General features: G+C 42.1%; 23 protein-coding genes. 14 read left to right on the top strand and 9 right to left on the bottom strand.

Features of this window, described 5'->3' with window-relative positions:
• Positions 1-12 precede the first annotated feature (12 nt).
• The 3 genes from WKK05_RS20145 (at position 13) to WKK05_RS20135 (ending at position 3,084) form a co-directional block, all read left to right on the top strand.
• Positions 13-1,299: a glutamyl-tRNA reductase gene (locus WKK05_RS20145; RefSeq protein WP_341524874.1), complete on the top strand. Its 1,287-nt coding sequence runs from the start codon at positions 13-15 to the stop codon at positions 1,297-1,299.
• Between the two features lie 748 nt (positions 1,300-2,047).
• Positions 2,048-2,608, top strand: a complete 561-nt coding sequence (locus tag WKK05_RS20140) for a metalloregulator ArsR/SmtB family transcription factor (protein WP_341524873.1) — start codon at positions 2,048-2,050, stop codon at positions 2,606-2,608.
• A 2-nt stretch (positions 2,609-2,610) separates the two neighbouring features.
• Complete coding sequence (locus tag WKK05_RS20135; protein ID WP_341524872.1) at positions 2,611-3,084, top strand: HIT family protein; 474 nt, start codon at positions 2,611-2,613, stop codon at positions 3,082-3,084.
• A 71-nt stretch (positions 3,085-3,155) separates the two neighbouring features.
• On the opposite strand, the gene WKK05_RS20130 is transcribed toward WKK05_RS20135, so the two are convergent.
• Both WKK05_RS20130 and WKK05_RS20125 read right to left on the bottom strand, forming a co-directional pair.
• Positions 3,156-3,959: an ABC transporter ATP-binding protein gene (locus WKK05_RS20130; protein WP_341524871.1), complete on the bottom strand. Its 804-nt coding sequence runs from the start codon at positions 3,957-3,959 to the stop codon at positions 3,156-3,158.
• Positions 3,949-5,082 (bottom strand): branched-chain amino acid ABC transporter permease, encoded by a 1,134-nt coding sequence (locus WKK05_RS20125; RefSeq protein ID WP_341524870.1) that lies wholly within the window; start codon positions 5,080-5,082, stop codon positions 3,949-3,951. The genes WKK05_RS20130 and WKK05_RS20125 overlap by 11 nt, the downstream gene beginning before the upstream one ends.
• A gap of 309 nt (positions 5,083-5,391) precedes the next feature.
• On the opposite strand from WKK05_RS20125, the gene WKK05_RS20120 reads away from it, so the two are divergent.
• The 4 genes from WKK05_RS20120 (at position 5,392) to WKK05_RS20105 (ending at position 8,207) form a co-directional block, all read left to right on the top strand.
• Complete coding sequence (locus WKK05_RS20120; RefSeq protein WP_341524869.1) at positions 5,392-5,589, top strand: hypothetical protein; 198 nt, start codon at positions 5,392-5,394, stop codon at positions 5,587-5,589.
• Positions 5,590-5,823: 234 nt separating this feature from the next.
• A complete protein-coding gene (locus WKK05_RS20115) occupies positions 5,824-6,081 on the top strand; it encodes a cytotoxic translational repressor of toxin-antitoxin stability system (protein WP_341524868.1) in 258 nt (85 codons plus the stop codon).
• Between the two features lie 112 nt (positions 6,082-6,193).
• Positions 6,194-7,780 (top strand): glucose-6-phosphate isomerase, encoded by a 1,587-nt coding sequence (locus WKK05_RS20110; RefSeq protein ID WP_341524867.1) that lies wholly within the window; start codon positions 6,194-6,196, stop codon positions 7,778-7,780.
• Positions 7,781-8,021: 241 nt separating this feature from the next.
• Positions 8,022-8,207, top strand: a complete 186-nt coding sequence (locus WKK05_RS20105) for a PCP reductase family protein (protein ID WP_341524866.1) — start codon at positions 8,022-8,024, stop codon at positions 8,205-8,207.
• Positions 8,208-8,437: 230 nt separating this feature from the next.
• On the opposite strand, the gene WKK05_RS20100 is transcribed toward WKK05_RS20105, so the two are convergent.
• From WKK05_RS20100 to WKK05_RS20090, 3 genes are all read right to left on the bottom strand, one after another.
• Complete coding sequence (locus WKK05_RS20100; protein ID WP_341524865.1) at positions 8,438-8,737, bottom strand: CU044_2847 family protein; 300 nt, start codon at positions 8,735-8,737, stop codon at positions 8,438-8,440.
• 353 nt (positions 8,738-9,090) lie between these two features.
• On the bottom strand, positions 9,091-9,927 hold the full coding sequence (locus WKK05_RS20095; protein ID WP_341524864.1) for an SWIM zinc finger family protein: 837 nt from the start codon (positions 9,925-9,927) through the stop codon (positions 9,091-9,093).
• Positions 9,928-10,123: 196 nt separating this feature from the next.
• Positions 10,124-13,363, bottom strand: a complete 3,240-nt coding sequence (locus tag WKK05_RS20090) for a DEAD/DEAH box helicase (protein WP_341524863.1) — start codon at positions 13,361-13,363, stop codon at positions 10,124-10,126.
• A gap of 143 nt (positions 13,364-13,506) precedes the next feature.
• Here WKK05_RS20090 and WKK05_RS20085 point away from each other — a divergent pair, with 143 nt between their 5' ends.
• Both WKK05_RS20085 and WKK05_RS20080 read left to right on the top strand, forming a co-directional pair.
• On the top strand, positions 13,507-14,052 hold the full coding sequence (locus WKK05_RS20085) for an N-acetyltransferase (RefSeq protein ID WP_341524862.1): 546 nt from the start codon (positions 13,507-13,509) through the stop codon (positions 14,050-14,052).
• Between the two features lie 336 nt (positions 14,053-14,388).
• Positions 14,389-16,545, top strand: a complete 2,157-nt coding sequence (locus tag WKK05_RS20080; protein WP_341524861.1) for a polyribonucleotide nucleotidyltransferase — start codon at positions 14,389-14,391, stop codon at positions 16,543-16,545.
• 219 nt (positions 16,546-16,764) lie between these two features.
• Here the strand turns inward: WKK05_RS20080 and WKK05_RS20075 are convergent, their stop codons facing one another.
• Entirely contained in the window at positions 16,765-17,040 is a 276-nt protein-coding gene (locus tag WKK05_RS20075) for a transposase (RefSeq protein WP_341524860.1), read from the bottom strand.
• A gap of 257 nt (positions 17,041-17,297) precedes the next feature.
• Here WKK05_RS20075 and WKK05_RS20070 point away from each other — a divergent pair, with 257 nt between their 5' ends.
• The gene (locus WKK05_RS20070; RefSeq protein WP_341524859.1) at positions 17,298-17,561 is read left to right on the top strand and encodes a DUF3146 family protein; all 264 of its coding nucleotides are present in this window, start codon (positions 17,298-17,300) and stop codon (positions 17,559-17,561) included.
• A gap of 69 nt (positions 17,562-17,630) precedes the next feature.
• On the opposite strand, the gene WKK05_RS20065 is transcribed toward WKK05_RS20070, so the two are convergent.
• The 3 genes from WKK05_RS20065 to ntcA form a co-directional block, all read right to left on the bottom strand.
• Positions 17,631-18,086: a pre-16S rRNA-processing nuclease YqgF gene (locus tag WKK05_RS20065; protein ID WP_341524858.1), complete on the bottom strand. Its 456-nt coding sequence runs from the start codon at positions 18,084-18,086 to the stop codon at positions 17,631-17,633.
• A gap of 505 nt (positions 18,087-18,591) precedes the next feature.
• Positions 18,592-20,082 (bottom strand): DUF3084 domain-containing protein, encoded by a 1,491-nt coding sequence (locus WKK05_RS20060; RefSeq protein ID WP_341524857.1) that lies wholly within the window; start codon positions 20,080-20,082, stop codon positions 18,592-18,594.
• Positions 20,083-20,254: 172 nt separating this feature from the next.
• Positions 20,255-20,926: a global nitrogen regulator NtcA gene (gene ntcA / locus WKK05_RS20055; protein ID WP_341524856.1), complete on the bottom strand. Its 672-nt coding sequence runs from the start codon at positions 20,924-20,926 to the stop codon at positions 20,255-20,257.
• Positions 20,927-21,304: 378 nt separating this feature from the next.
• On the opposite strand from ntcA, the gene fabI reads away from it, so the two are divergent.
• From fabI to WKK05_RS20035, 4 genes are all read left to right on the top strand, one after another.
• Complete coding sequence (gene fabI / locus WKK05_RS20050) at positions 21,305-22,081, top strand: enoyl-ACP reductase FabI (protein WP_341524855.1); 777 nt, start codon at positions 21,305-21,307, stop codon at positions 22,079-22,081.
• Positions 22,082-22,189: 108 nt separating this feature from the next.
• Positions 22,190-22,834, top strand: coding sequence for an imidazoleglycerol-phosphate dehydratase HisB (gene hisB / locus WKK05_RS20045; RefSeq protein WP_341524854.1), 645 nt, complete (start codon positions 22,190-22,192; stop codon positions 22,832-22,834).
• 162 nt (positions 22,835-22,996) lie between these two features.
• Positions 22,997-23,977: an ABC transporter ATP-binding protein gene (locus WKK05_RS20040; RefSeq protein ID WP_341524853.1), complete on the top strand. Its 981-nt coding sequence runs from the start codon at positions 22,997-22,999 to the stop codon at positions 23,975-23,977.
• 444 nt (positions 23,978-24,421) lie between these two features.
• Positions 24,422-25,972, top strand: a complete 1,551-nt coding sequence (locus tag WKK05_RS20035) for a polysaccharide biosynthesis/export family protein (protein ID WP_341524852.1) — start codon at positions 24,422-24,424, stop codon at positions 25,970-25,972.
• The last annotated feature ends 43 nt before the right edge of the window (positions 25,973-26,015 follow it).

The raw sequence follows: 26,015 nt of genomic DNA, 5'->3' as shown, positions 1-26,015 counted from the left end.
TATTGATAAGAAATGAATATTGCAGTGGTGGGGTTAAGCCATAAAACAGCCCCAGTTGAAGTCCGGGAAAAGCTGAGCATTCCAGAACCACAAACCGAAAGCGCGATCGCTCATCTGATCAGCTATCCTCATATTGATGAAGTCGCAATCCTTAGCACTTGTAATCGGCTGGAAATTTATATTGTTACCAGCGAAGCAGACCAAGGTATTCGGGAAGTCACTCAGTTCCTTTCGGAATACAGTAAATTACCTGTGCCTTCTCTAAGGCAACACCTGTTTATGCTGCTGCATGATGATGCCGTCATGCATATGATGCGAGTATCCGCAGGGTTAGATAGTTTGGTACTCGGAGAAGGTCAAATTCTGGCTCAGGTGAAAACTACTCATAAACTGGGGCAGCAATATAACGGTATAAAAACCATTTTGAATCGATTATTTAAACAAGCAATTACTGCTGGTAAGCGAGTTCGCACTGAAACCAGTATTGGCACTGGTGCAGTTTCCATTAGTTCGGCAGCTGTAGAGTTAGCGCAGATGAAAGTCGCAAATTTAGCAGCTTGCCGAGTGGCAATTCTCGGTGCTGGTAAAATGTCACGGTTACTGGTGCAACATCTGCTTTCTAAGGGTGCTGTAGAAATTAGTATTGTAAATCGCTCTCGCGATCGCGCTGTCGAATTGGCAAAGCATTTCCCTGGACAACCAATCCAAATTCATCTGCTTTCAGAAATGATGTCAGTGATTACTAATAGCGATTTGGTATTTACAAGTACCTCGGCAACAGAGCCAATACTTGACCGCGCTAAATTGGAAATGGTTTTAGAACCCCAGTGTTCTCTAATGTTATTTGATATTTCTGTACCGCGTAATGTCGATGCGGACGTGAATGAATTAGAAAATGTGCAAGCTTTTAATGTCGATGATTTGAAGGCGGTAGTAGCTCAAAACTACGAAAGCCGCCGCAAGATGGCACAAGAAGCAGAGCGACTTTTAGATGAAGAAGTAGATGCTTTTGATATTTGGTGGCGCAGTCTAGAGACTGTCACTACCATTAGCTGTCTGCGGAATAAAATCGAAACTATTCGCGAACAAGAATTAGAAAAAGCTTTGTCGAGATTGGGTTCAGAGTTTGCAGATAAACATCAAGAGGTAATTGAAGCTTTAACACGAGGAATTGTTAATAAAATTTTGCATGACCCGATGGTGCAGTTGCGAGCGCAGCAAGATGTTGAAGCTAGACGGCGCTGTATGCAGACGCTGCAAATGTTGTTTAACTTGGATGCCGAGGAACAGTTTAGCTGAATATCACAGGAGATAAATTCCCAAAGGATTTTCTTGATGTGTATTCTACTGCTAGGTGTGTGGCTATTTTTTAATTTAGCCTAGCACCTAGCAGTAATCTTTTAGTCTTATCGAAGTTTAATTTTTATCTAATTTTTGGTTGTGTCTGAGAACACGTTTGAGGTTATGGGTAATTACCTTTTTCGCTTCAGCTAATTTTTATTGAGTAATGCTCATAAGCTTAATAATACCTACACTCTTTCATATGTTGCCGAACAATTCTAAAAAAAACGATTAAGCAACAGACAAAGCTAATCGCACATCCAAATACACTCAGTAGTAGAGAAGATTTGGATTTTTAATCAATAAGATTTCAGTTACTTATAAGAGTGGTTTTGTTGTAGCTCTATACTTCATTAAAGCTCCTTGACTAATTACAGTCTGCCCATTTCTTCTACTAGTGGGAATTTGTCTTTTTGTAGAGCCATGTACGGCGAACTTTGGTCTAAACCTAAGAATCTGACCGCTTGTACAAGCGAAGTATCTCGTTAAAGAGTACTCCCTCTTCTTGTGTTTCTAACTGATAAGGGATACAACACGGCGAAATGTAAAGAACAAATTAAGAAATCTCAATTTTATACAGAAAAAACCTAAGAATTAACATTAATTAACAAACAACGACAAAGCTCATGCTGCGTCTGAGGAGGACAGCACAATTAATTTGATTTCTTTCTAATTAGATTGAGGTCGAATTTGCTTATCACAAATTATGAAAAAAGAACAATTTCAGAACCTGCTGCAATTTTTTAAAGCTTTAGCAGACGAGAGCCGCTTGAAGATTGTTGGTATTCTAGCGAACCAGGAGTGTAGCGTCGAAGAATTGGCGGTGCTATTACAACTCAAAGAACCGACGGTATCTCATCATCTGGCAAAACTCAAGGAATTGAATTTAGTAACTATGCGTCCTGAAGGGAATAGCCGTCTATATCAATTGGATAGCGAGGCTTTGCAAAGTATCAGCAAGAAAATTTTCGCCCCGGAGCAAATTGCATCTTTGATTGAAGATGTGGATACTGAAGCTTGGGAAACTAAAGTCTTAAAGAACTATTTTGAGGGCGACAACCTCAAAGAAATTCCCGCTAGCCGCAAAAAGCGCCTAGTAATTCTCAAGTGGTTAGCGAACAAGTTTGAAGTGGGGGTTCAGTACCCAGAACGCACGGTTAATGAAATTCTCAAGTGCTATCATGCTGACTACGCTACCTTACGACGAGAGTTAATTGGTTACCAGTTAATGCAGCGAAACAATGGGATTTATTGGCGTGGGTTTTAGTTATGTTGATGGAAGGGTGTCTTGCTTGCAATGTACTAGCTGGAAAGGTAAAAGCGCCTGGGGGAGTTATTTACGAAGATAATTACTGGGTTGTAGAACATTCTCTCAGCCCTGTTCTGTTACCAGGATATTTAATTATCAAACTCAAACGACATTGTGAACATTTAGCAGAACTTACACCAGAAGAGGCGATCGCATTGGGTAAAATTATCCAAAGCACTTGTTTAGCACTTTCACAGGTAGTTCAACCAGCTAAAATTCATGTTTGTTCTTGGGGGGAACAAGTCAAACACATCCACTTCCACGTTATTCCTCGCACCTCAGATATGCCTGTAGGAAACCTAGTACTATTAATTTATCTACGGATAAAAAAGTTATGGAATCAATTAGGTTTAGGCAAGTGGGTAAGCGACGCCCAAGCAGCAGAAACCGCCGCCAAAATCCGCCAAGAATTTGTACTAATTTGTAATTCGTAGATTCGTAGGGGCGTTTGTAATACGCCCCTACTTCAGATTCAATCTGAGCTTCCTTGTTTCTAGCTGATAAGTTATTTACCTAAATAAGCTTCTAAAACTTTCGGATTAGTTTGAATTTCTGCTGGTGTACCATCAGCTAAGTTTTGTCCTTCTGCAAGTACCCAAACGCGATCGCACAAAGACATAATTACATCCATATTGTGTTCAATAATTAAAAACGTCATCCCGTCTTGGCGGTTCCAAGCGATAATGCGATCGCATATATCATCAATTAATCTCGGATTCACCCCAGCCGCTGGTTCATCTAACAAAATTAACTTCGGATCAGCCATCAAGGCGCGTCCCATTTCTAGTAGCTTGCGTTGTCCACCAGACAAACTACCAGCGTAGTCATGAGCCTTTTGTGCCAAACCCACTGATTCTAACAAGAACATTGCTCGCTCTTGGAGTTGCTTTTCTTCTTTAGCAACGATGTGCGGTTGCAACTGCACTTGCCAAAAGTTCTCACCTGTCTGTTTTTGTGCTGCTAACAGCATATTTTCTAACACTGACAACCGCGAAAGAGTCCTAGCAACTTGAAAGGTGCGTACTACTCCTTGCTGGGCGATTTGGTATGGTTGTAAGTGATGAATTGGTTCCCCATCAAAAATTACCCGTCCCTTATCTGAGCGGATAAAGTTTGAGAGTAAGTTAAATAAAGTTGTTTTACCAGCACCATTAGGGCCAATTAAGCCCGTGATGCTGCCTCTAGCAACTTCGATTTTTGCATCGTTGACTGCTTTGATACCACCAAAACTTTTAGAAAGTCCAGTGGCTACCAGTAAGGGAAGTTGCGATGAATCAAGAGGAAGTTGTGATGACTGGTTATTTACCAAGGGTGAGTTCCTCCTTTTTACCTAAAATACCTTGAGGTCGCCAAATCATCAGTACCATCAAAATGAGACCGATTACCATGATCCGAAATGCACCCAAACGCGCTTCATCGAGGGAGACAATTCTTGGTAAGACTTCCCGCGTAATCGCATCGTAAGCAAAGTAAATTACTGCACCTAAAATTGTCCCGACATTGTTACCAGCGCCACCTAAAATCACTATAATCCAGGTGTCAAAGGTGAGTTGTGGTTGAAAATTATCAGGGTAAATGGCGCTGAGTTGCCAAGCGAATAAAGCACCAGCGATACCTGCGATCGCACCACCCAGTGTGAGAGATTGTAACTTATACCAAAAGACGTTTTTGCCTAATGCTTTGGGGATTTCTTCATCTTCACGGATGGCTTTGAGGATTCGACCCCAAGGCGATCGTACCAAAATTTCTAACCGCCAGAATACAAACGCTAATACTAACAGCGACACCAACATTAAACCCGCTTTTGGGTTGTAGTTATACAGAGCGATTACCCCAGAAACATAAATCGCTGCTGCTAATAGGGCGAACAAAATTCCTACTACCAAGCGCGATGCCAATTCTTGCTTGCTAGTCAACTTTTTACCTAAATCAGTAGTCCGAGATATTTGAGTAGTGCGAATCCACCGCCACAACGTAAAAAAAGTGACAGCAGTTAACAAAGTTAAAAGCCCAATCATCACAAATCTGACCAACAAATTTGGTTCTGTGGATAGGGGGATGGGATAACTTTGCACACCAAAAGCCCCAGATGTCCAGGTATCACCTACAGGTAACTCCTGATTATTCACCACCAAACGAATTAGTTCCCCAACACCGATGGTGACAATTGCCAGATAATCTTCTCGTAAGCGCAGAGTAGCGAAACCAATTATCAAACCCAACAGAGCGGCAACAATTGCCCCAGCCGCTGCCGATATTAATAAGGGAACGCCCTTTAAGCTTAACAACACAGTTGTGTATGCTCCAAGCGTCATAAAAGCAATATGACCAAAGTTAATTAACCCTGTGAAGCCCCAGTGTAAGTTGAGTCCTAGAGCAAATAGAGCAAAAGTAGCTGTAGAGATTGCTAAAAAAATTAGATAGTCAGCCATATGAATTTAGTTATTTGTCAAGAGGGCATTGGGTATCGGGCATTGGGCATTCTCATCTGCCTCATTTCTCCCACTCTCAACCACTCGCAGTTTCTACGGGTAGTTTAGCTTGAGGATAGTCTTGCATTGCCGTTAATCCTGGGGAATTTTATGGGAATACTATTTATTGTTGGTCTTAGTTTGTTTCGGTAATAAGTAAGTATACGGAAATAAAGCAAATTAATTAAAGATTGTTTACTGCTTGTTTCCAAAACAATGCCCCATGCCCAACCTTAATGTGTTCATTATTATGACCTACTTAATTGACATATGAATTTGCTGCGACTTAGAATGCATCACTTAATCGAGCAGTTAGCCGATGAGGATTTGCAAAGCATTTGGGATATTCTCGAAGCTTTACACTGTGACTTTTATATGCTAAGGGCAATACAACAAGTCAAGCAATCGCAGCAACCGTGGGATGTCTTAACCTATGATGAAGCGGTACGACTCTTAATGTTTTTCTGATAGAGAAGTGGTTTCGAGTTCGTACCAGTAACCCTAAAGTTTTGGTTAACGTAACCCAATTTGAATAATGATTGCGAGAAATTGAGCGTCTAAAAGCTTATCCAGTGGCTCTTTACTCTTTGAGACGCTACGCGAACACAATTCAAAATCTGTCTTGGAAAGTTTGAGTGGAGGCTTCCTTTGCTTAGACTTTCCGCAAAATCTAAAATCCAAACCAAAATGGTATAACGCCTAGTGACTCTGGAAGTGCGCTATGCAAGGTCTTTTTTGCTAGACCTGAAAAATTTAGAACCTGCTGCTTACGAGCGGGTGTATGATTTTGTGTTTGTCGAGTTTGCCCAAAAGTGGCAGTTGCATGGACTACCAGAACTGCGACAGCTTGATGGTGAAGGGATTTTTTACCGCTTTACGCTAGATAATTATCTGATAGGCATAGAAATTAGGGGTGAAATCGTGAAGTTTTTGCGTGTCATCCCTATGCCAGATGTTTAAGGTGAGGAGTTAAGCAAACACTTAAAACTGTAAACTGTATAAGGCTAGGCAGGGATCGCTATTACCTTACATTAAACTTGTTTTTGAAAAACACTTTACTTGAGATTTCCCTATGGATGCTAGGGCACTTTGGCAACGATACCAAGATTGGTTATATTTCCACGAGGGATTAGGACTGTACCTAGATGTGAGTCGGATGCGGTTCGATGATACCTTTGTGGAATCGTTGCGGCCGAAGTTTGACAAGGCGTTTGCGGATATGGCGGAACTGGAGAAGGGTGCGATCGCTAATCCAGACGAGAACCGCATGGTTGGACATTACTGGCTGCGAAATCCTGATTTAGCACCCACACCAGAACTTACACAAGAAATTGTCCAAACCCTAGAACAAATCGAAGCCTTTGCGGAAAAAGTCCAAACAGGTGCTATTCATCCTCCCAGAGCCAGCCGCTTCACCGATATTATCTCTATTGGTATTGGTGGTTCCGCCCTCGGCCCCGAATTCGTCGCGGAAGCGCTCGTTTCTGATTACCCGTCGCTAAAAATTCACTTTATTGACAACAGCGATCCCGCAGGTATTGATCGCGTTCTCAACCATTTGCGAAACAACCTAGCTAGCACTTTGGTATTGGTGATCTCTAAATCTGGAGGGACGCCAGAACCTCGCAACGGGATGATTGAAGTTAAAAAAGCCTATGCTGGTCACAATTTGGACTTTGCCCAATATGCGGTAGCCATTACCAGCCCTGATAGTAACCTTGATAAAGTTGCTAAATCTGAAGGTTGGCTTGCCAGATTTCCCATGTTTGACTGGGTGGGAGGACGCACCTCAGAACTATCTGCTGTGGGGCTAGTACCAGCTGCATTACAGGGTATCGATGTTCGCGCCATGCTCGAAGGTGCAAAAGAAATGGATGACGCCACCCGCGTCCCAGATGTAAAAAAGAACCCAGCTGCCCTGTTGGCTTTATCTTGGTATTTTTCTGGTAATGGACGTGGTGAAAAAGATATGGTTGTCCTACCTTACAAGGACAGCTTGTTGTTATTCAGCCGCTACTTGCAACAGCTGGTAATGGAATCCTTGGGTAAGGAAAAAGACTTAGACGGTAACATTGTCCATCAAGGCATCGCCGTTTACGGAAACAAAGGCTCAACAGACCAACACGCTTACGTGCAGCAGTTGCGCGAGGGTGTACCGAATTTCTTTGCTACTTTCATTGAAGTTTTAGAAGACCGTAAAGGCCCATCCCCTGAATTAGATCCAGGAGTTACATCAGGCGATTATCTTTCCGGTTTTCTGCAAGGAACCCGACAAGCGCTTTATGAAAATCAACGCGATTCGATTACAGTCACCATTCCCGAAGTTAATGCCCGCACTGTAGGTGCATTAATCGCTTTGTATGAACGCGCTGTTGGTTTTTATGCAAGCTTAGTCAACATCAACGCCTACCATCAACCAGGGGTAGAAGCTGGTAAAAAAGCTGCTGCCGTTATTCTCGATTTGCAAACACGAGTCGTATCGGCTCTGCAAAAAGAAAATACAGCTCTTTCTATCGCTGAACTTGCCCAAAAAGCAGGCGCATCCGACCAAATTGAGGCAATTTACAAGATTTTGCGGCATCTGCACGCTAATCAACGCGGTGTAGTTTTGCAAGGTGATCTCGGACAGCCCAGCAGTTTGAAAGTTTCTGCTAATTGATTGGCATAAATTTTACATCATAAGCTAGTTTCAGAATTGTTGTTAATGCAACATTTTTGATGGTTAAGCATCCTTGTTTTGAAGTGCAAACTTCGGCACTGGGATGCTTAACTAATTTGTAATTCGTAATGCTTCGGCGTCGCTCAGCACAGGTTCGTAATTCGTAATTACTCGAAAAAGCTTGCTAAAAGTGGTTCCCTATCTGTGATTTAATCATCGTTTACATAAAGGTATGAATTCTATGAGTGAGTCCAATTTTATAGATGTTTTGCGATGGACAGAGGAAGCTAAGGCAAAATTAAAAAATATTCCCTATTTTGCTCGCGCTCAAGCTAAAGCCCGAATTGAGCAACTGGCTCGTCAAGCAGAGCAAGAAGTTGTGACAGGGGAGTTAGTTGAACAGGCTAGGCTTGAGTTTGGACAGTGAGATATTTTGGCGGTCAATATTGTTGCGATCGCCAAAATAATTCTACTTATTGATAAGCTTTACAGAAGAATTCCTTTTTACTAGTCTGAATATTAATTAATACAAATGCAATCTTTTTGTTAAGTTAGTAACTAAAATTACTCGTTCGCTTTTTCGGAAATTTATCGTATTCATAGCTAAATCTAAATAACTGTTTGCCAATATGATCAGTCGTATTCTTTAGAAAGCAGCTAGTTACCCCATTCTAAAGTAATCTCTATATTGGCTGTAGAAGTACCTTTGACTAATAAGGGTATGAGTTTCCCTGATTCAATACCAATATCTATACCAAATTTCACACTTGCTCTATCAGGCTTAACTTTGTGTAATGCTTCTGCAATTTCCTTAGTAAGAGATTCTATACCCACGGTTACTTCATTAAAAGGTCGGGTTTGAAAGTTTATTTTACGCTCACCAATTGGTGTAGCTTCAACTCTGACACTTGTACCATCGGCAAGTTCTACCGAAATAATTCTAGTTTGGAGTTCCATGTTGATTTGACTGGATTACTCTGCTTTTATAGCATTCAATGATTGGTAATGAATAACAAGTCACAATCCAGAATCCAGAATTGATAATGCAATTAGATGAGGTTTTTAGACCCCACCTAATTAAAGACCTGCAAATCTCCGATTCGGATGGGGTCTCAAACCTACTTATTCATTCACTATTAAGCTTGATGCAGTCGCTTATCGGGAGCCACCGGGCTGCTTCACAAGCCAGACTCCAATTTATAGACGACTGACATCTTTGCTCTTTCTAATAAATACAAGTTTCAAGTCCAAGGCAGCCATACTTATTTTTAAGCGCGTATATGCAATAAAATTAGTCAATTACCCACCAGTCAACTCCCCCCAACATTCATTGCCGCTAAAATGGCTTTCTGGCTAACATCTTTATAAACTGTATTTAAATAGTTCATTACGACATCACCAGAATTTAAATTTACAGCATTTTCCTCTTCCTTAGCTAAAGGAATTGTTCCTAACACATCTAATATTGTCTCGCTACTTGATGGTGCAATCACTACTAAAGATGATTCTAATGGCTCATTATATTGCCAGAAAGAATCTATTTTTACTGAGTATTGATTGTGAGGAATTGACTGTTGAACATCAGATGTTTCAGTAGTGTTAGCTTCAACTCTAATACTACGTAAATGCCGTAAATCACTAATAATTTGCTCTTTAGTGCGTCCGCGCAATTGAAATAGTACGAACGGATCTTCACTAAAGCGATCGCCTAACTGATAGTAAATAGCCCCAATATGCTTACAAGGATTTGCTTTATCAGGACAAGAGCATTTACTGTGAACATCCGAGAGTGTAAAAGGAAATAACGAAAGACCATTAGTCGTGAAAACTTCTTCGATATTTTGTGGCATTTCTCCTGCTAACAGTTTGGCAGCAAAAATTGCCCTATGAGACATTGTTTCTATTACATAACCCCACTGTTCATCAGTAAATGGGTCAAGAGAAAGAGAAACTTTATAAGGTTCTACTTCACTGCCTTGAACTCTAGCTAATACTTTTGCCCCTTTAAATTCAATGCTCAAAACATTGCCTTGACGAGCATAATTTCTAGCACGTTCTAAACGCTTTTTAAAGCGATATGAGTCTAGCAAATCAAGCCAACGTTGTGACCACCATTCTCGACTTGCTTGAAGGGTGTAATTGCTCATAGTAGCTTTCCTCCAAATTAAAAATTAATTAAAAATTAAAAACTAAAAATTAGAACTTCACCAAACTAGTACAAGGCGGCTCAATCACGCCACCCATCTGGAATGTTTAAAACCATTACAGAACAGTAATTACGAATTACGTTAGCGTAGCGGGGCGGAGCATCATTACGAATTACGAATTACGAAACTAGCTTGCTTACTCTGTATCTTCATCAATTACTGCACTGCGATCAAGTAGTAGTAAGTTGCGGAGTTGGTCTGTATCCATTTCAGTTAACCACTCTTCACCTGCACCTACAACTTGTTCAGCTAGTTGTTTCTTACTTTCAATCATGTCATGAATTTTTTCTTCTAAAGTACCAGTGCAGACAAACTTATGCACTTGGACATTCCGAGTTTGACCAATGCGAAATACTCTATCTGTAGCTTGATTTTCTACAGCTGGATTCCACCATCTGTCAAAGTGGAATACATGATTTGCTCGTGTTAAATTCAGCCCTACGCCACCTGCTTTCAGAGAAAGAATCATAATTGGTGGCCCTTGGGGATCGTGTTGGAAACGGTCAATCATTTCCTCTCGTTGTTTTTTACTGCTGCTACCATATAAAAAGAAGATTTCTCGACCTAGCTGTTTTTCTAGATAAGGTTTAAGTAACTTACCCCACTCAGCAAATTGAGTGAATATTAAAGCGCGATCGCCTTCTGCTAAAACTTCTTCTAACATTTCTTCTAGCCGCAGTAGTTTTGCAGAATGCTGTTGTTCGAGTGCCGCTTGTTTTAGATATTGTGCTGGGTGATTGCAGATTTGTTTAAGTTTGATTAACAAAGCTAAAATCATGCCCCGGCGTTGTAGTCCTTCGGCAGATTCAATCTCTGCTAAAGATACTTCTACAACCTGTTGATAAAGTGCAGCTTGTTCAGCAGTCAAACCGCAAAATACTGTCATTTCTTGCTTATCTGGCAAGTCTTGAATAATTTGGCGATCGCTTTTCAAACGCCGCAGAATAAATGGTTGAACTAATGAACGTAACTGACTTAAAGAAGCGGCATCACCATACTTTTCGATTGGCATCGCAAACCGCCGCTGAAAAAATTGCCGATTTCCCAAATACCCTGGATTGAGAAAATCTAAAATTGACCAGAGTTCTTGCAGTCTGTTTTCTACTGGTGTTCCCGTCAATGCAATCCGAAACGTAGCTTCTAATTGCCGCACAGCTTTTGACTGCTTCGCCTCTGGATTTTTGACATTTTGGGCTTCATCTAAAACAATTGTTTGCCAAGAAATACTTTCTAACGACTTAATATCTCGATGAACTAGTGAGTAACTAGTGATAACTAAATCATGCTTTTTCGCGGCTTCTATAAATGCTTTGCCTTTGGAGCGTTTGTCTCCGTGATACTGTAAAACTTTGAGTGTTGGCGCAAATTTTTTGACTTCTCTTTCCCAGTTTCCTAAAACAGAAGTTGGACACACAAGTAGAGTTGGATTTTCTAATGCATCTTGTTCTTTTAGGTGTAAAAGAAAAGCAATAAACTGGATCGTTTTTCCTAAGCCCATATCGTCGGCCAGACAAGCACCCAAGCCCCAACGTTCTAAAAATGCCAGCCAAGCAGCGCCTCGTTCTTGATAAGGGCGTAACTGTCCTTGAAAACCTTTTGGTGTGGGTAAAGGTGCGATCGCCTGATTATTTGTTAACGCCCCAATCAATTCTTGTAATGCCCCAGATGCTTCAAAGCTGACTACTGGTAATTTTTCAATCACCTGGGTGTCGCCTGTGCCAAGGCGCAAAGCATCTTCCAAAGAAAGCGCCATTTGGTCTTTGCGAGTGGTAAAGAAAGTTTGGGCTGTCTTGATATCTTGGGGACGCAACTCCACCCACTCTCCGTTAATTTCTACTAACGGGCTATTTAAAGCCACAAGTTTATTAAACTCAGTTTTAGAAATAGTCTGTCCACCAATTGCTAATTGCCATTGAAAATTCAGCAGACTTTGTAATCCCAAGCGTCCCTGCTTTTTATTTGGGGTTTCGGCGGTAATTTTTAAACCCAAACGGTTTGCCCATCCCTCGCGATTCGTCAAACTAGGAGGCAAAATTACTCCTAAACCACTGTCTTCCAATCTCCAAGCTACAGCTTTGATAAACTCATAAGCTTGGATGGGTGTGAGACGACAAGATTGGGGATATTCGGTTTCAAAACTGGGTGCGATCGCTGGATATAATCGGGAAGCTAATCCTAAACCCCGTAAAAATGTTTCTTGTGGTTGGTCAATAGGACGATTTTCATAAACCAATTGCTCAACTGGGTTATTCCAGATAGTTGCCGCATCCACTAAAAACTCTGGATTGTCAGCCGCTTGCAAGAAATACGCTAATGTCCAATCTGTTTCGCCAGACTCTGGAGAACGCAGTTGAAAACAGGTACGAAATAGAGTTTTTAAAGTCAGTTGGTATTGTAGCGGCATAGTCCAAGCTTTTAATGCCGCTTCTAGCCGTTCAACTCCAATTACATCGGCATTTGCTGTATGAGATGTACTATTTATTAAGCCTTGTAACCATTGCTTTACCGCAGTTGGTAAAGACACCATCACCTTTGCTTCAATTGGGGATTGCGAACCTACCATCTGTCGCACTTGGGTATCTATTGTACTGTTGAGAAAACCCAATAGTAATTTTTGAGGTTCAACTGGAAAATCCAGATAAAGTGGGGATTGAGGAAATTCTTCCCCAGTCTCCAGCCCCTGATAAGTGCGACAAACTAATGGCATCTTCGCCGAAAATTTTTCCAGGCGAGTTCCGTCTATAGCACTATCTAAAAGTACTTGCCATTTAGCAACAAATGTGTTGCTGGGTTGCCGTTGGATCGTCGGTAAAAACTTACTCCGGGAGATTAAATCCAAACTCCAGCGGGCAATCTGCGACCAAAAGCGTAAATCTCCTCCTAAAAAGGCGTCTTCTCCATTAGTGGCATTTAAGGGAATAGAAGTAAGAAATTTGATTGCTGCGGTGGGATTTAGACAAAAACCCTCAACTCGCCACGGTTGAAGGTATTGGGGAGAGTCTATATCTAACCCCAAGCTGGCAGAATGTACAGGGATTAATGTTGTTTCTTCCTCAGTAGCTTCAGGGATATGAGTTGGCAGGGCAATTATTTGAGAGTGAGTAGGTAAACTTATTTCATTAGTTTTTGTAGCTTTGCGTGTGCGTCCAGTACTAGCTAAAGCAACTTGAGGCTGCTGGATGAAATTGGCAATTTTCATGTTCTTTGAAAGCAACCACTCGCTCAATTCAACTGGTGTCATTGCCAATGGATGCAGTGGTATATCTCCAGAGCCAATTGGCTCAGAATTCACCCGTAGCGATCGCCAAGTTTCACCCCAAACAAATAAACATTCGTTTTGATTTTTTAGTAACCAATTACCGTGTAAAATTGCCATTTGCCAACTACTCAGATTTTCGTAAAATTTAAAAATTTAAATTGCAGACTTTCTGCTTTTCACATCTTCTCAAGAATATTATTGAGCCAAATCTTAAATACAATAAGTACTTAAAATTTAGTTACCATCAATAGCAATTAATTATGAATTTTCCCCTTGTTAAACTTTTAAAAGATGGGACAGTAGTTGAGCTAAATTATATGCACACTCAAGAACAGGAGGTTGTAAGAGCATTACTAAATACTGTAATTGTTGAAGGTAAAACTTATCCCCAAAAGCAACCCCTATCTCAGGCAGAATTTGCTGCTTACTGGTTGATTCAGGATGCTTTTGTTGTCAAGGCATCTGTTGAGAATGCTACACATAGCCCACAAGAAATACTGGGGGCATTTTATTTAAAGCCCAACTTTCCGGGTCGGTGTAGCCATATTTGCAACGCTGGTTTTATTGTACAACCTGGATCGCGCGGTCAGGGTATCGGGCGGTTTATGGGAGAGGCAATGCTCTTGATTGCAGCTAGCCTCGGCTATGAGGCAGTAATGTTCAACTTGGTCTTTGAAACCAATATACCTTCAATTACACTTTGGCAATCGTTAGGATTTGAGATTATTGGGCGCATTCCCCAAGCGGCGAAGCTAGACGAGGAACAGGTGGTAGACGCTCTAATCATTTATCGGGCTTTACCTTGAGAAATTTGACTGAGGGTAAGTGGCAAAGAGCGTGATTCAGAATGACCTGTATAGTTTACGTAGACGTGAATCCAAAAGGCTGACCGCAGATTAGATTGAGTGGCGATCGCTTTCGTGTAACGTATTCGTAGAATTCACTTACAGAATCTAAACCTGCTATCTAACTTGTTCTCACTTAACCAAAAAATCCACGTTTGTCCAGCCTGTAGTCAGCCAAACTAAATTTCATCCCTAAGAGGGAGTCTCAACTTTGTATGTAACTAAAGTCAGCCATAGGGCATAAATGTTAGGATTGCCACAGAGAGAGAATAGCGAAAGAGAAGGAAAAAAAACTGAATGGCAGAAGTTGATAAGTCAATATCCTTCGATGGAAGGGATATTCGACTGAAGGTAGGACTACTAGCTCCCCAGGCTGGGGGGTCGGTTTTGATAGAATCAGGGGATACAGCTGTTTTGGTGACAGCTACGCGATCGCAAGCCAGAGAAGGCATTGATTTTCTTCCCCTTACTGTAGATTACGAAGAAAGACTCTATGCCGCTGGTAGAATTCCCGGAGGGATAATGCGGCGGGAAGGTCGTCCACCAGAAAAAACAATTCTCACCAGCCGTCTTATAGACCGTCCCCTGCGTCCTTTGTTCCCTTCATGGTTGCGGGATGATCTGCAAGTTGTGGCCATAACGCTGTCAATGGACGAGTTAGTGCCACCCGACGTACTTGCAGTAACAGGTGCTTCAATCGCTACCCTAATTGCCCAGATCCCTTTTAATGGGCCAATGGCAGCAGTACGGGTTGGCTTAGTGGGAGATGATTTCATTATTAACCCCACCTATGCAGAAATTGAAGCTGGAGACCTGGATCTGATAGTAGCAGGTTCACCGCATGGCGTGATTATGGTAGAAGCAGGAGCCAATCAGTTGCCAGAGCGAGATATTATCGAGGCAATTGACTTTGGCTACGAAGCAGTTCGGGACTTAATCAAAGCACAGCTAGATTTGGTAGCAGAACTGGGATTGCAACTGGTGCAAGAAGAGCGACCACCAGTAGACCAGACCCTGGAAAATTATATCCGCGATCGCGCCAGCGATGAGATTAAGAAAATCCTGTCTCAATTTGAATTAACTAAACCCGAACGCGATGCCGCTTTGGATGTCGTTAAGGACAATATTGCAACATCGATCACTGATCTTTCAGAAGAAGACCCAATTCGAGTAGCTGCAACCGCAAATAGTAAAGCACTTGGTAACACTTTTAAAGACATTACCAAATACTTTATGCGGCGGCAAATTGTCGAAGACAACGTTCGTGTTGATGGTCGCAAACTTGATGAAGTGCGTCCTGTTTCTTGTCAAGTTGACGTTTTGCCGAAGCGAGTCCACGGTAGCGGTTTATTTAACCGGGGTCTAACCCAGGTATTATCCGCTTGTACCCTTGGTACTCCCGGAGATGCCCAAAATTTAAACGATGACTTGCAAACAGACCAATCCAAACGCTACCTACACCATTACAACTTCCCACCTTTCTCAGTTGGGGAAACCAAGCCGTTGCGTGCGCCAGGTAGACGTGAAATCGGTCACGGTGCATTGGCAGAACGAGCCTTGCTGCCTGTACTACCAACTAAAGAACAATTCCCCTACGTAATTCGCGTCGTCTCGGAAGTTCTTTCTTCTAACGGTTCCACTTCGATGGGTTCAGTTTGCGGTTCCACCCTAGCCCTTATGGATGCTGGTGTACCAATTCTCAAACCTGTCAGTGGCGCGGCAATGGGTCTAATTAAAGAAGGGGACGAAGTGCGAGTCCTGACCGACATTCAGGGCATCGAAGACTTTTTGGGCGACATGGACTTTAAAGTTGCTGGGACAGATGCCGGGATTACTGCCTTACAAATGGATATGAAAATCCCCGGTTTGTCTTTAGACATTATCGGTCAAGCCGTTCACCAAGCCAAATCAGCTCGGTTGCACATTCTGGAGAAAATGCTCCAGTCTATCGAACAACCACGCACTGAAACCTCACCCTATGCTCCACGTCTCTTAACAATCAAGATTGACTCAGACATGATTGGTCTGGTCATTGGGCCTGGAGGCAAGACTATCAAGGGGATTACTGAGGAAACGGGTGCTAAAATTGATATCGAAGATGATGGCACTGTGACAATTTCGGCAGTGGATGAAAGCAAGGCAAAGAGAGCCAGAAACATCATCCAAGGCATGACCCGCAAGCTGCACGAAGGGGATGTTTACATAGGGCGTGTAACTCGGATTATACCAATAGGTGCATTTGTGGAATTCCTACCTGGGAAGGAAGGCATGATCCACATTTCTCAACTAGCTGACTACCGTGTTGGTAAAGTTGAGGATGAAGTAGCAGTCGGCGATGAAGTGATTATCAAAGTGCGCGAAATTGACAATAAGGGACGGATTAATCTTACACGCTTGGGTATCCACCCAGACCAAGCAGCAGCAGCGCGGGAAGCTGCGGCAGTGAATCGTTAAACTCGATTTGGGATTTTAAGAGCCAAACGACTGAAGTCGCGGCTACAAAAACAAAGCCTGCGTAAGCAGGCTCGATGTAATTAGATGTAATTAAACGATTTCCTCCGCAGCTGCAAAAGCAAAGATTGCCTACGCAGGTTCGATGTAATTAAACGATTTTCCTGTCGGGGATGAAGGATTTTTGTTAATGGTAGGTGGCTTGGTTGCGAATGTAATTGGCTATCTGATGATCAGATGATAACTAACTGTAAATGCACCACAACCACCTTGCCATTGGAAAAACTCGTGCAGTTTAATTTCATAAGTGATTAAATGGAAAGAACTGCCTTTAGCTTTTTGTATTAGCTCAGATATAGCCAATTGGGGCGAAAAACTAGTTAGTAAATGAACGTGAACTGTACCGCTAATGGCAATTACCTTACATCCTAAGTCAGAGGATTGCTTAACAATTACTGAATAAATTATCTCTTGAATATCCCGTGTAACCAGTGGCAAGCTATTTCAAGTTCCCTAAACACAATGTATTTGCAACTGCGTAATATTTCTGTGCATTTTCCCTATTTTTGGAGTTTACAAGCCTGCGTAGGCAGGCTTTGTTTGTATGACCGCGACTTTTGGCGTCCACTTGTATTAACACAACTCAGTCGATTACAAATACCTATTTTGTTAGTTTGTCTATTTCAGCTATGTCTGGTAAATAAAATAAATAGCCTATATGGTCGGCTGTTATTTTACACTTGACACAAAGCATCGTGAGTGCTAAACGTCTGCCAGAAACCATTGCCCATGTCAAAATTACCCGCCAATCTTGGCAACACGGCTTCCTTGAGGGTGAAGTCAGTGCAGGGGAATTTGAGTGGCATTTCCAGTGGCATTTCCGCCGCGGAGTACTTTCCGTTAAGCCTTCCCAAGGCCGTGCATTAATTAAAGAACCCCTCGGTCGCTTCTTGGAGCAACAAGATTATCAACTAGAGCCTGGAGGGGACTATGCTTTTATTATTAGAGCGCAACTTTAAGAGACGCGATTATACTCTTACGAGAAGCCGCTCTTCGAGCGTCTACGCGTCTGTTAATGATATGACTCCTCAGTCCTCGCTCTTGACTGCTGATTCAGTTAAGCGGTTTAAGTATTTTTCGATTAAAAGGATGGCAACAATGTCATCTATAGGGCGTGGTGGCTGTCGCATACCCTGTGGTAATAGCTTTGTCAACCCTGTGGGGGGATACATCTGCCAATAGCGATCGCGTGCTTCTAAGGTTGTATAACGCTCATCCACTAAAATGATATTTAGCTGCTCTGCTAATTCCTCGTTGAGTTGTTGTTTCCACCGTTTGGCTGTAGTTTGGTCACCCATCACCATTAAGGAAATAGGATACTTTTGACGCAGCGTGTTAATGGTAGCGATCGCTTCTTGTGCGGCTATAACTTGGTGATAGTAGAGTTGTCGGTCAAGCCCCATCACCGCTAAACCACATTTATCGCGACCTGGATCAAAGCCTAAGATAACTGGTTGCGTCGGCAAAAATTCACGGGAAGCCATAGAAAATTAAAAATTAAAAATAAATGAATGCAATTATCGTAGGTATTTTAGCTACTCTTTGTATTTAGTTTAAATGCTCATTAGCTGATTAAGTACGCTGACAGAAGTTTTCAATTGATTGAAATATACAGCAGATTTCAAGTTGATGAAGTACACGATATAGGTCTCATGGTTACTGAGCGGCTTGCCTTAAGCGTACCCCTACGGGGAAGCAAGCTACGCCTCCGGTCTCGCAGAGAAGCCGAAAGGAGTCGAAGGAAAGTCAGGTATAAAGCCTATTTTTATTCTAAATTCTGACTCACCTCGACTGCGCTCGGCGACCACCGAGCGCAGTCGAGGTGCGACCATCTGAATTCTGAATTCTGCCGTATATAGTCTCTATCTCTACTTTCTACCTTAACCGTAGTTTATAAACCAGCACAGTTCAGTTAAGGATTGTTTCTACTGATTTCATGGATATTGAGATTTTGTATTACAACCTTTGGGAGCAAGTTGTTTTTATTTTTTAAGTACTAAAAATAACTTGTCCATTTACTATTGCCACTAGTTTCACTCTTAAAGGCCCAACTGTATATGTGTCTTCCGCTGCGATCGCTTTGATTTCCAATGGTTGAGGGTACTGCCCTAGCTGGGAAACAAACCGCAGGAAAGTACCTTCTATTTGCACACTTTCGACAATTCCGGCATTACGAGCGCGAAATTGAGAAGCAGAAATAAGCAGATCCAAACGTTGCCGCAACTGATAAGATGTCATGGTTTTGGGATCAGCGGTGGCTGTAGCCAGCACTTGACCTTTCGAAAATACCAATTGATTTCGCGCTGTATCTGCAAAAAATTCTATCTGCTTTTCTCCCCTAACGTAGTTGCCAGCGGAGAAGATTCGCACCACGTATTCTCGACCATCTTGAATCTGCTTGCTTAATTGTTCAATCCTCTCTTGAGTGACACGCACTAACTGTACATTTGCAGGATTTGTACCAGGCTCGCTTAATTCCAGGTTGGCATTACGGTTGGCTTCTTGTAAAAGTTGGATTATTGCTTCACGGGCTGCGGCAGCTTGATTAACCTGAACTACAGCAGCAGCAAGAACTTGACCACGAACTATAGCAAGTTTACCCAAACGCAGATCCCGGTAGGACTGATAATATTTTTCTAGCCGGGCCACTTCCCCTTCTAAATAGTCTTGTTGTTGTTCTAACTCTTTAAGACGCGTTTCTCGTTTAGCAATCACTTGCTCTCTAGCTGTAATTTCTAAATTACGCTTTTGAATCAATTGATCTAGCTGAGCAATCTTTTGATCCCGTTGTTCAATTGCTACTTGGCGATTGGCAAGTTCGCGATCGCGTTTTTCAATGGCTGTTTTGGCTTCATCAATGGCTTTTTTGGCTTCAGCGTACAGTCGTTGGCGTTCTGCTTTGAGTTGTTCAACTGCCGCTTGTAATTCTTTTCTTTGATCGTAAACGCTTTGCAGTTCAGCGATCGCTTGTTGATAGCGAGTTACTACTTGATCTAACTGGCTTTGGGTACGTTGGAGCTGAGTTTGAGTTTGAGCTTGTTGGCTAATAGTACGGTTAAGTTGGGCTTGCGTTTGCTTTTGTTTAGCGGTTACTGCTTGCAGCGATTGATTAATTGCTTGCAAGTCTTGCTGTGCCTTAGTTTGTGCAAGTCTAGCTTGATTTAGCTCATTTTCTACTTGGCTTTTTTGAGTTTCTGCCGTTTTTAACTGTTCCCGCTTTTGTCTAAGGTCTCTTTGAATATCTTCTAGCTCAAAGACGCCTTTTCGTAAACCTTCATCAGCAGCAAACAAAATCCCTAGAGTTGATGCTGAAATTAAACCACCTGTAAAAATAGTGACTAATACAGCGGTATTTTTTGGACGCAGGTTAAAGAGTGAGAGGCGAGCCTTGCCAACCCGTGTGCCGATGCGATCGCCCACGGTTGCAATTACGCCTCCCAAAATTAAAATTGCTGCGATAAGGATGTACCCGGTGGTCATCTTTAGCTACCGAAACGCTTCCAGATACAGCCTACTACTTTCAATCATTGTCTGTGGGGGGGGGTAGAAATTTGCAATAGCTGAAGTTAACCAATTTTTAGATTTAACTCCCATTGTGGGTGTTATCTCTAAAAAACACAACCTGCACCACTTATATATCCCCCAATTGCTTTTAGGTGAATTGCCTACTTAACACTACAGGTTTATGCACAGTAATCTTTTTCTTGTGGATAGAAATCATCTTTTTCTCACGTAAATCACCTAGTAATCTAGTGACGGTAACACGAGTCGAACCAATTGCTTCAGCGATCGCTTGATGAGATAACTTCAGATCAATTGTGATTCCATCGGCACAAGGAACACCAAAATCTCTACAAAGAATTAATAAAAAACTCACCAACCGAGAACCCATATCTCGGTGAGCGAGGGTTTCAATCATCATCTCTGTTTGTAAAATCCGCGAAGATAGACCCCGCAGCATTAACATTGATAATTCTGGATTTTCCTTGAGTGCTTGCTCCACCTGTTCAATTGGCGCTGAAAGTAATTCTACAGGCGTAAATGCAACTGCATGGTAAAACCTATCTGACTTATTTCCTGTCAGCAACGACAACACACCAAAAACACTATTTTCCCGCAGTAGCGCGACTGTTATTTCTTCTCCTGCCTCGTACACCCTGGAAAGTTTAACAGCACCCTTTAAAAGAAAATAAACTCGTTCGGCAGGATCGCCAGGAAAAAAGATCGTTTTGTTGCGTTCAAACGTTTCCACAACTGGGGGAAACGCCCCGGTCGCCATCTGACGAAATACATTTGCTAGGGCTTTATCTTGTGTCACGATCATCTCCCTTCCCCTACCCAATGCCGGAAAAACAAAAACTGATTCCCTAAGAATACACCTGAAAATTCAATAAAGCACCGTCAACCTTTCTGTTCTTTACTATACTCAAAATCATTGCTTCATAACTCTCTGTTTATAATGATACATAATTGTTGATCTTTTAAGCTAAAAGTTCTTGATAACTACTTACAATAGCTGTATTAAAAAGGTTTTTTGAAGAACAAATTAAGATATCTTGGGAATATCTTAAGAAAAAATTTGGTATTTTGTGGCATCAAAGACTGTTCTCAATATTCATTTTTGCAAATGACGTGCAAAACAAAGACAAAGTAGTCTCAGATTCTAGTATGCTCCTAGTGATTGATCGCTCTAACAATTTCTATGCTTAATCTGACAGGAAAAAACGCCCTCGTTACAGGTATTGCCAATAACCGCTCGATCGCCTGGGGTATTGCCCAACAATTACACAAAGCAGGAGCCAATCTAGGTATTACTTACCTACCCGATGAACGCGGCAAGATGGAGAAAAAAGTCGCGGAATTGGTAGAACCTCTTAATCCCAGCTTATTTCTTCCTTGTAATGTTCAAGACGATGAACAGATTCAGTCTACCTTTGAAACTATCCGCGATAAGTGGGGAAAGCTAGACATCCTGATTCATTGCCTTGCCTTCGCCAAAAAAGACGATTTGACTGGAGATTTTAGCCAAACCTCCCGTTCTGGCTTCAACACCGCCTTAGAAATTAGCACCTACTCACTTGTACAGTTAAGCGGTGCAGCTAAACCTTTAATGACAGAGGGTGGTAGCATCGTTACGCTCACATATTTAGGCGGTGTCAGGGCAATACCTAACTATAATGTCATGGGAGTTGCCAAGGCAGGATTAGAAGCAAGTGTGCGTTACTTAGCATCAGAATTAGGACAGCACAATATCCGTGTCAATGCCATCTCTGCCGGCCCCATCCGGACTTTGGCCTCTTCGGCAGTAGGTGGAATTTTAGATATGATTCATCATGTAGAACAGGTTGCTCCCCTGCGACGTACTGTCACTCAGCTAGAAGTCGGCAACACTGCGGCTTTCTTATGCAGTGATTTGTCCAGCGGTATTACTGGTCAAGTTCTGTACGTAGATGCAGGATATGAAATTATGGGAATGTAGCTGGGGATTGGGTATTGAGTATTGGGGATTGGGAAAACTCTTGCCTAGTCCTCAGTTCCTAGTCCCTAGTCCCTAGCCCTAATCCTTAATCCCTAATCCCTATTAACTATGCAAACAACCAATCGTCAAGTTAATTCCTCAAACTACGAACAGTCAACTAGAGTTCCTCGTATTGCCACTGTTCACCGCACCACTGGTGAAACTGATGTGCAAGTTACTATCAACCTAGATGGTAGAGGAACTTGTACAGCAGCAACAGGCATTCCATTTTTGGATCATATGTTGCATCAAATTGCTTCCCACGGGCTGATTGATATAGATGTCCAAGCTAAGGGAGACTGGGAAATTGATGACCACCACACCAATGAAGATGTAGGCATTACCTTGGGGCAAGCTTTGAACCAAGCATTAGGTGACAAAAAAGGTATTGTCCGCTTTGGTAACTTTCTTGCACCGCTGGATGAAGCTTTAATTCAGGTAGCGCTAGACTTTTCTGGTCGTCCTCATCTCAGTTATGGCTTGCAAATTCCTACTCAGCGCGTGGGAACCTATGACACCCAATTAACACGCGAATTTTTTGTCGGATTGGTGAACCACAGCCAAATGACACTACACATTCGGCAACTGGATGGTATTAATTCCCATCACATCATTGAAGCGACATTTAAAGCGTTTGCTAGGGCAATGCGGATAGCCGTGGAAATTGACCCCCGTCGTGCTGGCACAATTCCCAGTTCTAAAGGCGTTTTGTAGGAGGCAGGAGGGCAAGAAGAATAACTATGACTTCTAACTCCTAACTACTAACTCAGCACTCAGCACTCAACACTCTCAATCCCCAATTGACACACGAGATAGTGATGGTTATTATCAGCGTACTGTGTAACCTATTACTATCAAGTTAGTCATTGAAACGAGATGAAGTCTGTTGCAGATGACCCGAATTATCAACTGAATACGAAAGACACTCCGCCGGTAGTGCTAACTTCTGAGTTACGAAAAGTCTACCGTAGTGGCTTTTGGCTGAATCAAAAAATTGTATCTCTCAAAAACTGTTCTTTAACAGTCTACCAAGGGGAAACTTTTGGTTTGCTGGGGCCAAATGGTGCTGGTAAAACTACTCTTTTAAAACTTTTGCTGGGAATTATTCGTCCTACCTCTGGGCGGGGCTTATTGTTAGGTAAGCCGCTGGGCGATCGCAGTGTTAAACAAAACATTGGCTATCTGCCAGAAAATCCCTATCTGTATGACTATCTCACTGGCTGGGAATTTTTGCAGCTAGCAGCTGGGTTATTCCAAATTCCCAGAAGTGTCCAACGTCGGCGCATTCCCCAATTACTGGAATTGGTGGGTTTATCACAAGCTGATGCCCAAAAAAAGCTGCTGCGCCGTTATTCTAAAGGAATGCTACAGCGTGTCGGTATGGCACAAGCGCTAATTAATGAGCCAGATTTAGTCTTTCTTGATGAACCAATGTCTGGGCTTGATCCGGTGGGACGCTATCAAATGCGAGAAATTATTCTGTCACTCAAAGCCGCTGGTAAGACGATTTTTTTCAACAGCCACATTCTTAGTGAGGTAGAGCAAATTTGCGATCGCATTGCCATTCTCGCCCAAGGTGAATTAATTTGTTCTGGTTCTCTCAATGAACTCTTAGGTAACAGCAGCACATATCATGTTAAAGGTCAAGGCGGTGACTGGGAAATTCTGAAAAAATGGATACCCGAACTAGTATTTCAGCCTGATGGTTCGTGGCAAGGTACACTACAAGACGATTACTATGATTTTCTTGCTAGTCTCCGTTTAATGGGAGGACAAATTGTAGCGATGAACTTATCTCGTTATTCCTTAGAAGAATTTTTTATCCAACAAATTAAATTAACTAGTCCAGTTGATTAAAAGCAACTGGCAAGATCACACCAAGTTAAAAGCTATAGACTTTTTGGTCTTTTGACTTCTAATTTAATATCAGTAACCATTTATTATTTAGCTAACTTAATAGTGTTGAGAACAATCTAGGCAACAATTAATACTTCTATTATATTTAAAATTAGAGTTTAATAGCAATAAAATTGACTTGATTAATAAAATTTTATTCGTAGATATATCGTTGCAGAACAGACACTTTTTCCTATAATCTATTTTTCTATTCCTCATAGATAAGCAAGTTTAGCTTCAAATTAACTTCATTAAAAATTCAAATTCAGTTAAGAAAATTTCTCCGGAATAATACACTTTTCTAGGAAAATAAGAGTGTCAGGGAACTCGAATACTTCAGTATAGTCAAAATTAAAATGTTTAGACAATACTTTACCGACCATAGTCTCAGAGCCTCAGGTAAATATGCTTAAAACAAGTTTGTTGAAATTCTTTACTCAGCCCGTTACAGGTGCAGCTTTGTTAACAGCTGTCAATGTGGCTGTGCCGTCTGCCAGCCTAGCTCAGGGACAAACAGTATTAGAAACAACACAAATATCACCAATTACACAGATAACACCAATTACACAAACAAGACCAAACTCGCCAATACCAAGAACAAATCAGACATTACCACCTACTCAAGCAATCCCAACTACACAAACTACACAAATAGATACTAATTACACTTTAGGAGGTGGCGATCGCATACGCATAAATGTATTTGAAGTACCAGAATATACGGGTGAATATCAAGTACCTCCTGGGGGAGCAGTCAACTTACCTTTAATTGGCAGTGTATCCGTTTTGGGATTAACAACCGAACAAGCTGCTGATGAAATTGCTAGAAGATACTCTCGCTTTCTCAAGCGTCCTTTAATCTCAGTCAACTTATTATCACCTCGTCCCATAAATGTTTTCGTTGCTGGAGAGATAACACGTCCAGGAGCTTATACTCTGAGTTTAAGCGGAGGCGCAGGAGACAATCCAGGTGTACAATATCCCACTGTCTTAGCTGCGCTCACCGCAGCGCAGGGGACACTTGGAAGCGCGGATATGACTCAAGTCAAATTACGGCGTAAGATAGGACGTTCTTCAGAGCAAGTAGTCACCCTCAACTTGGAGGAACTGATTAAAACAGGCTCATTAACGCAAGATATTACCTTGCGGGATGGTGACACAATAATCGTGCCAACAGCAACTACATTCAACTTGGCGACAGCACGCAATATAGCTGCCGCTAACTTTGCCGCCAGCCCAAGTACACCCCGTACAGTAGCGATTGTGGGTGAAGTTAATCGTCCTGGCTCGTACCTGGTGAGCTCAGGTAGCACAGATGGGCAGGCGGGCGGAGCTACAGGTACTGGACTGCCAACTATTACGCGGGCAATTCAACTAGCTGGGGGAATTACACCACAAGCTGATGTTCGGACTCTCAAACTCCGCCGACCGACAAGAGCCGGTACAGAACAAACTATAGATATCAATCTCTGGCAACTATTGCAGAGTGGTGATATCAATCAAGACTTAATTGTGCAAGACGGAGATACAATTGTTATTCCTACGGCCACTGAGATCAACGTAGCAGAAGCGACTCAATTAGCTACTACTACTTTATCTCCTACACGCATTCAAGTTGGTGTGGTAGGCGAAGTTAAAAAACCAGGAGCTGTAGAGATTCAACCTAATAGTTCTTTAAACCAAGCACTACTGGCTGCGGGCGGATTCAACGATAATAGAGCTAGCAGAGCTACTGTAGATTTAGTTCGGCTCAACCCTAATGGTTCTGTGACTAAACGCGAAGTCAAAGTCGATTTTGCTCAAGGAATTAATGAGCAAACTAATCCCATACTCCGTAATAATGATGTTATTATAGTTAGCCGTAATGGCATAGCTAAAACTAGTGATACTATCAGTCCTATATCAGGGATTTTAGGCACATTTATAAATGTTGTGAGGTTCTTCACAGGATTTTAGATAAGGCTGCAACCTGGGGATGCTGGGCAACACTTCCCGCCCC

The organism is Nostoc sp. UHCC 0302 (assembly GCF_038096175.1).
Taxonomy (GTDB): Bacteria; Cyanobacteriota; Cyanobacteriia; order Cyanobacteriales; family Nostocaceae; genus UHCC-0302.
The sequence above is the reverse complement of the archived record's forward strand: the minus strand, read 5'-3'. Positions and strand labels throughout refer to the sequence as shown.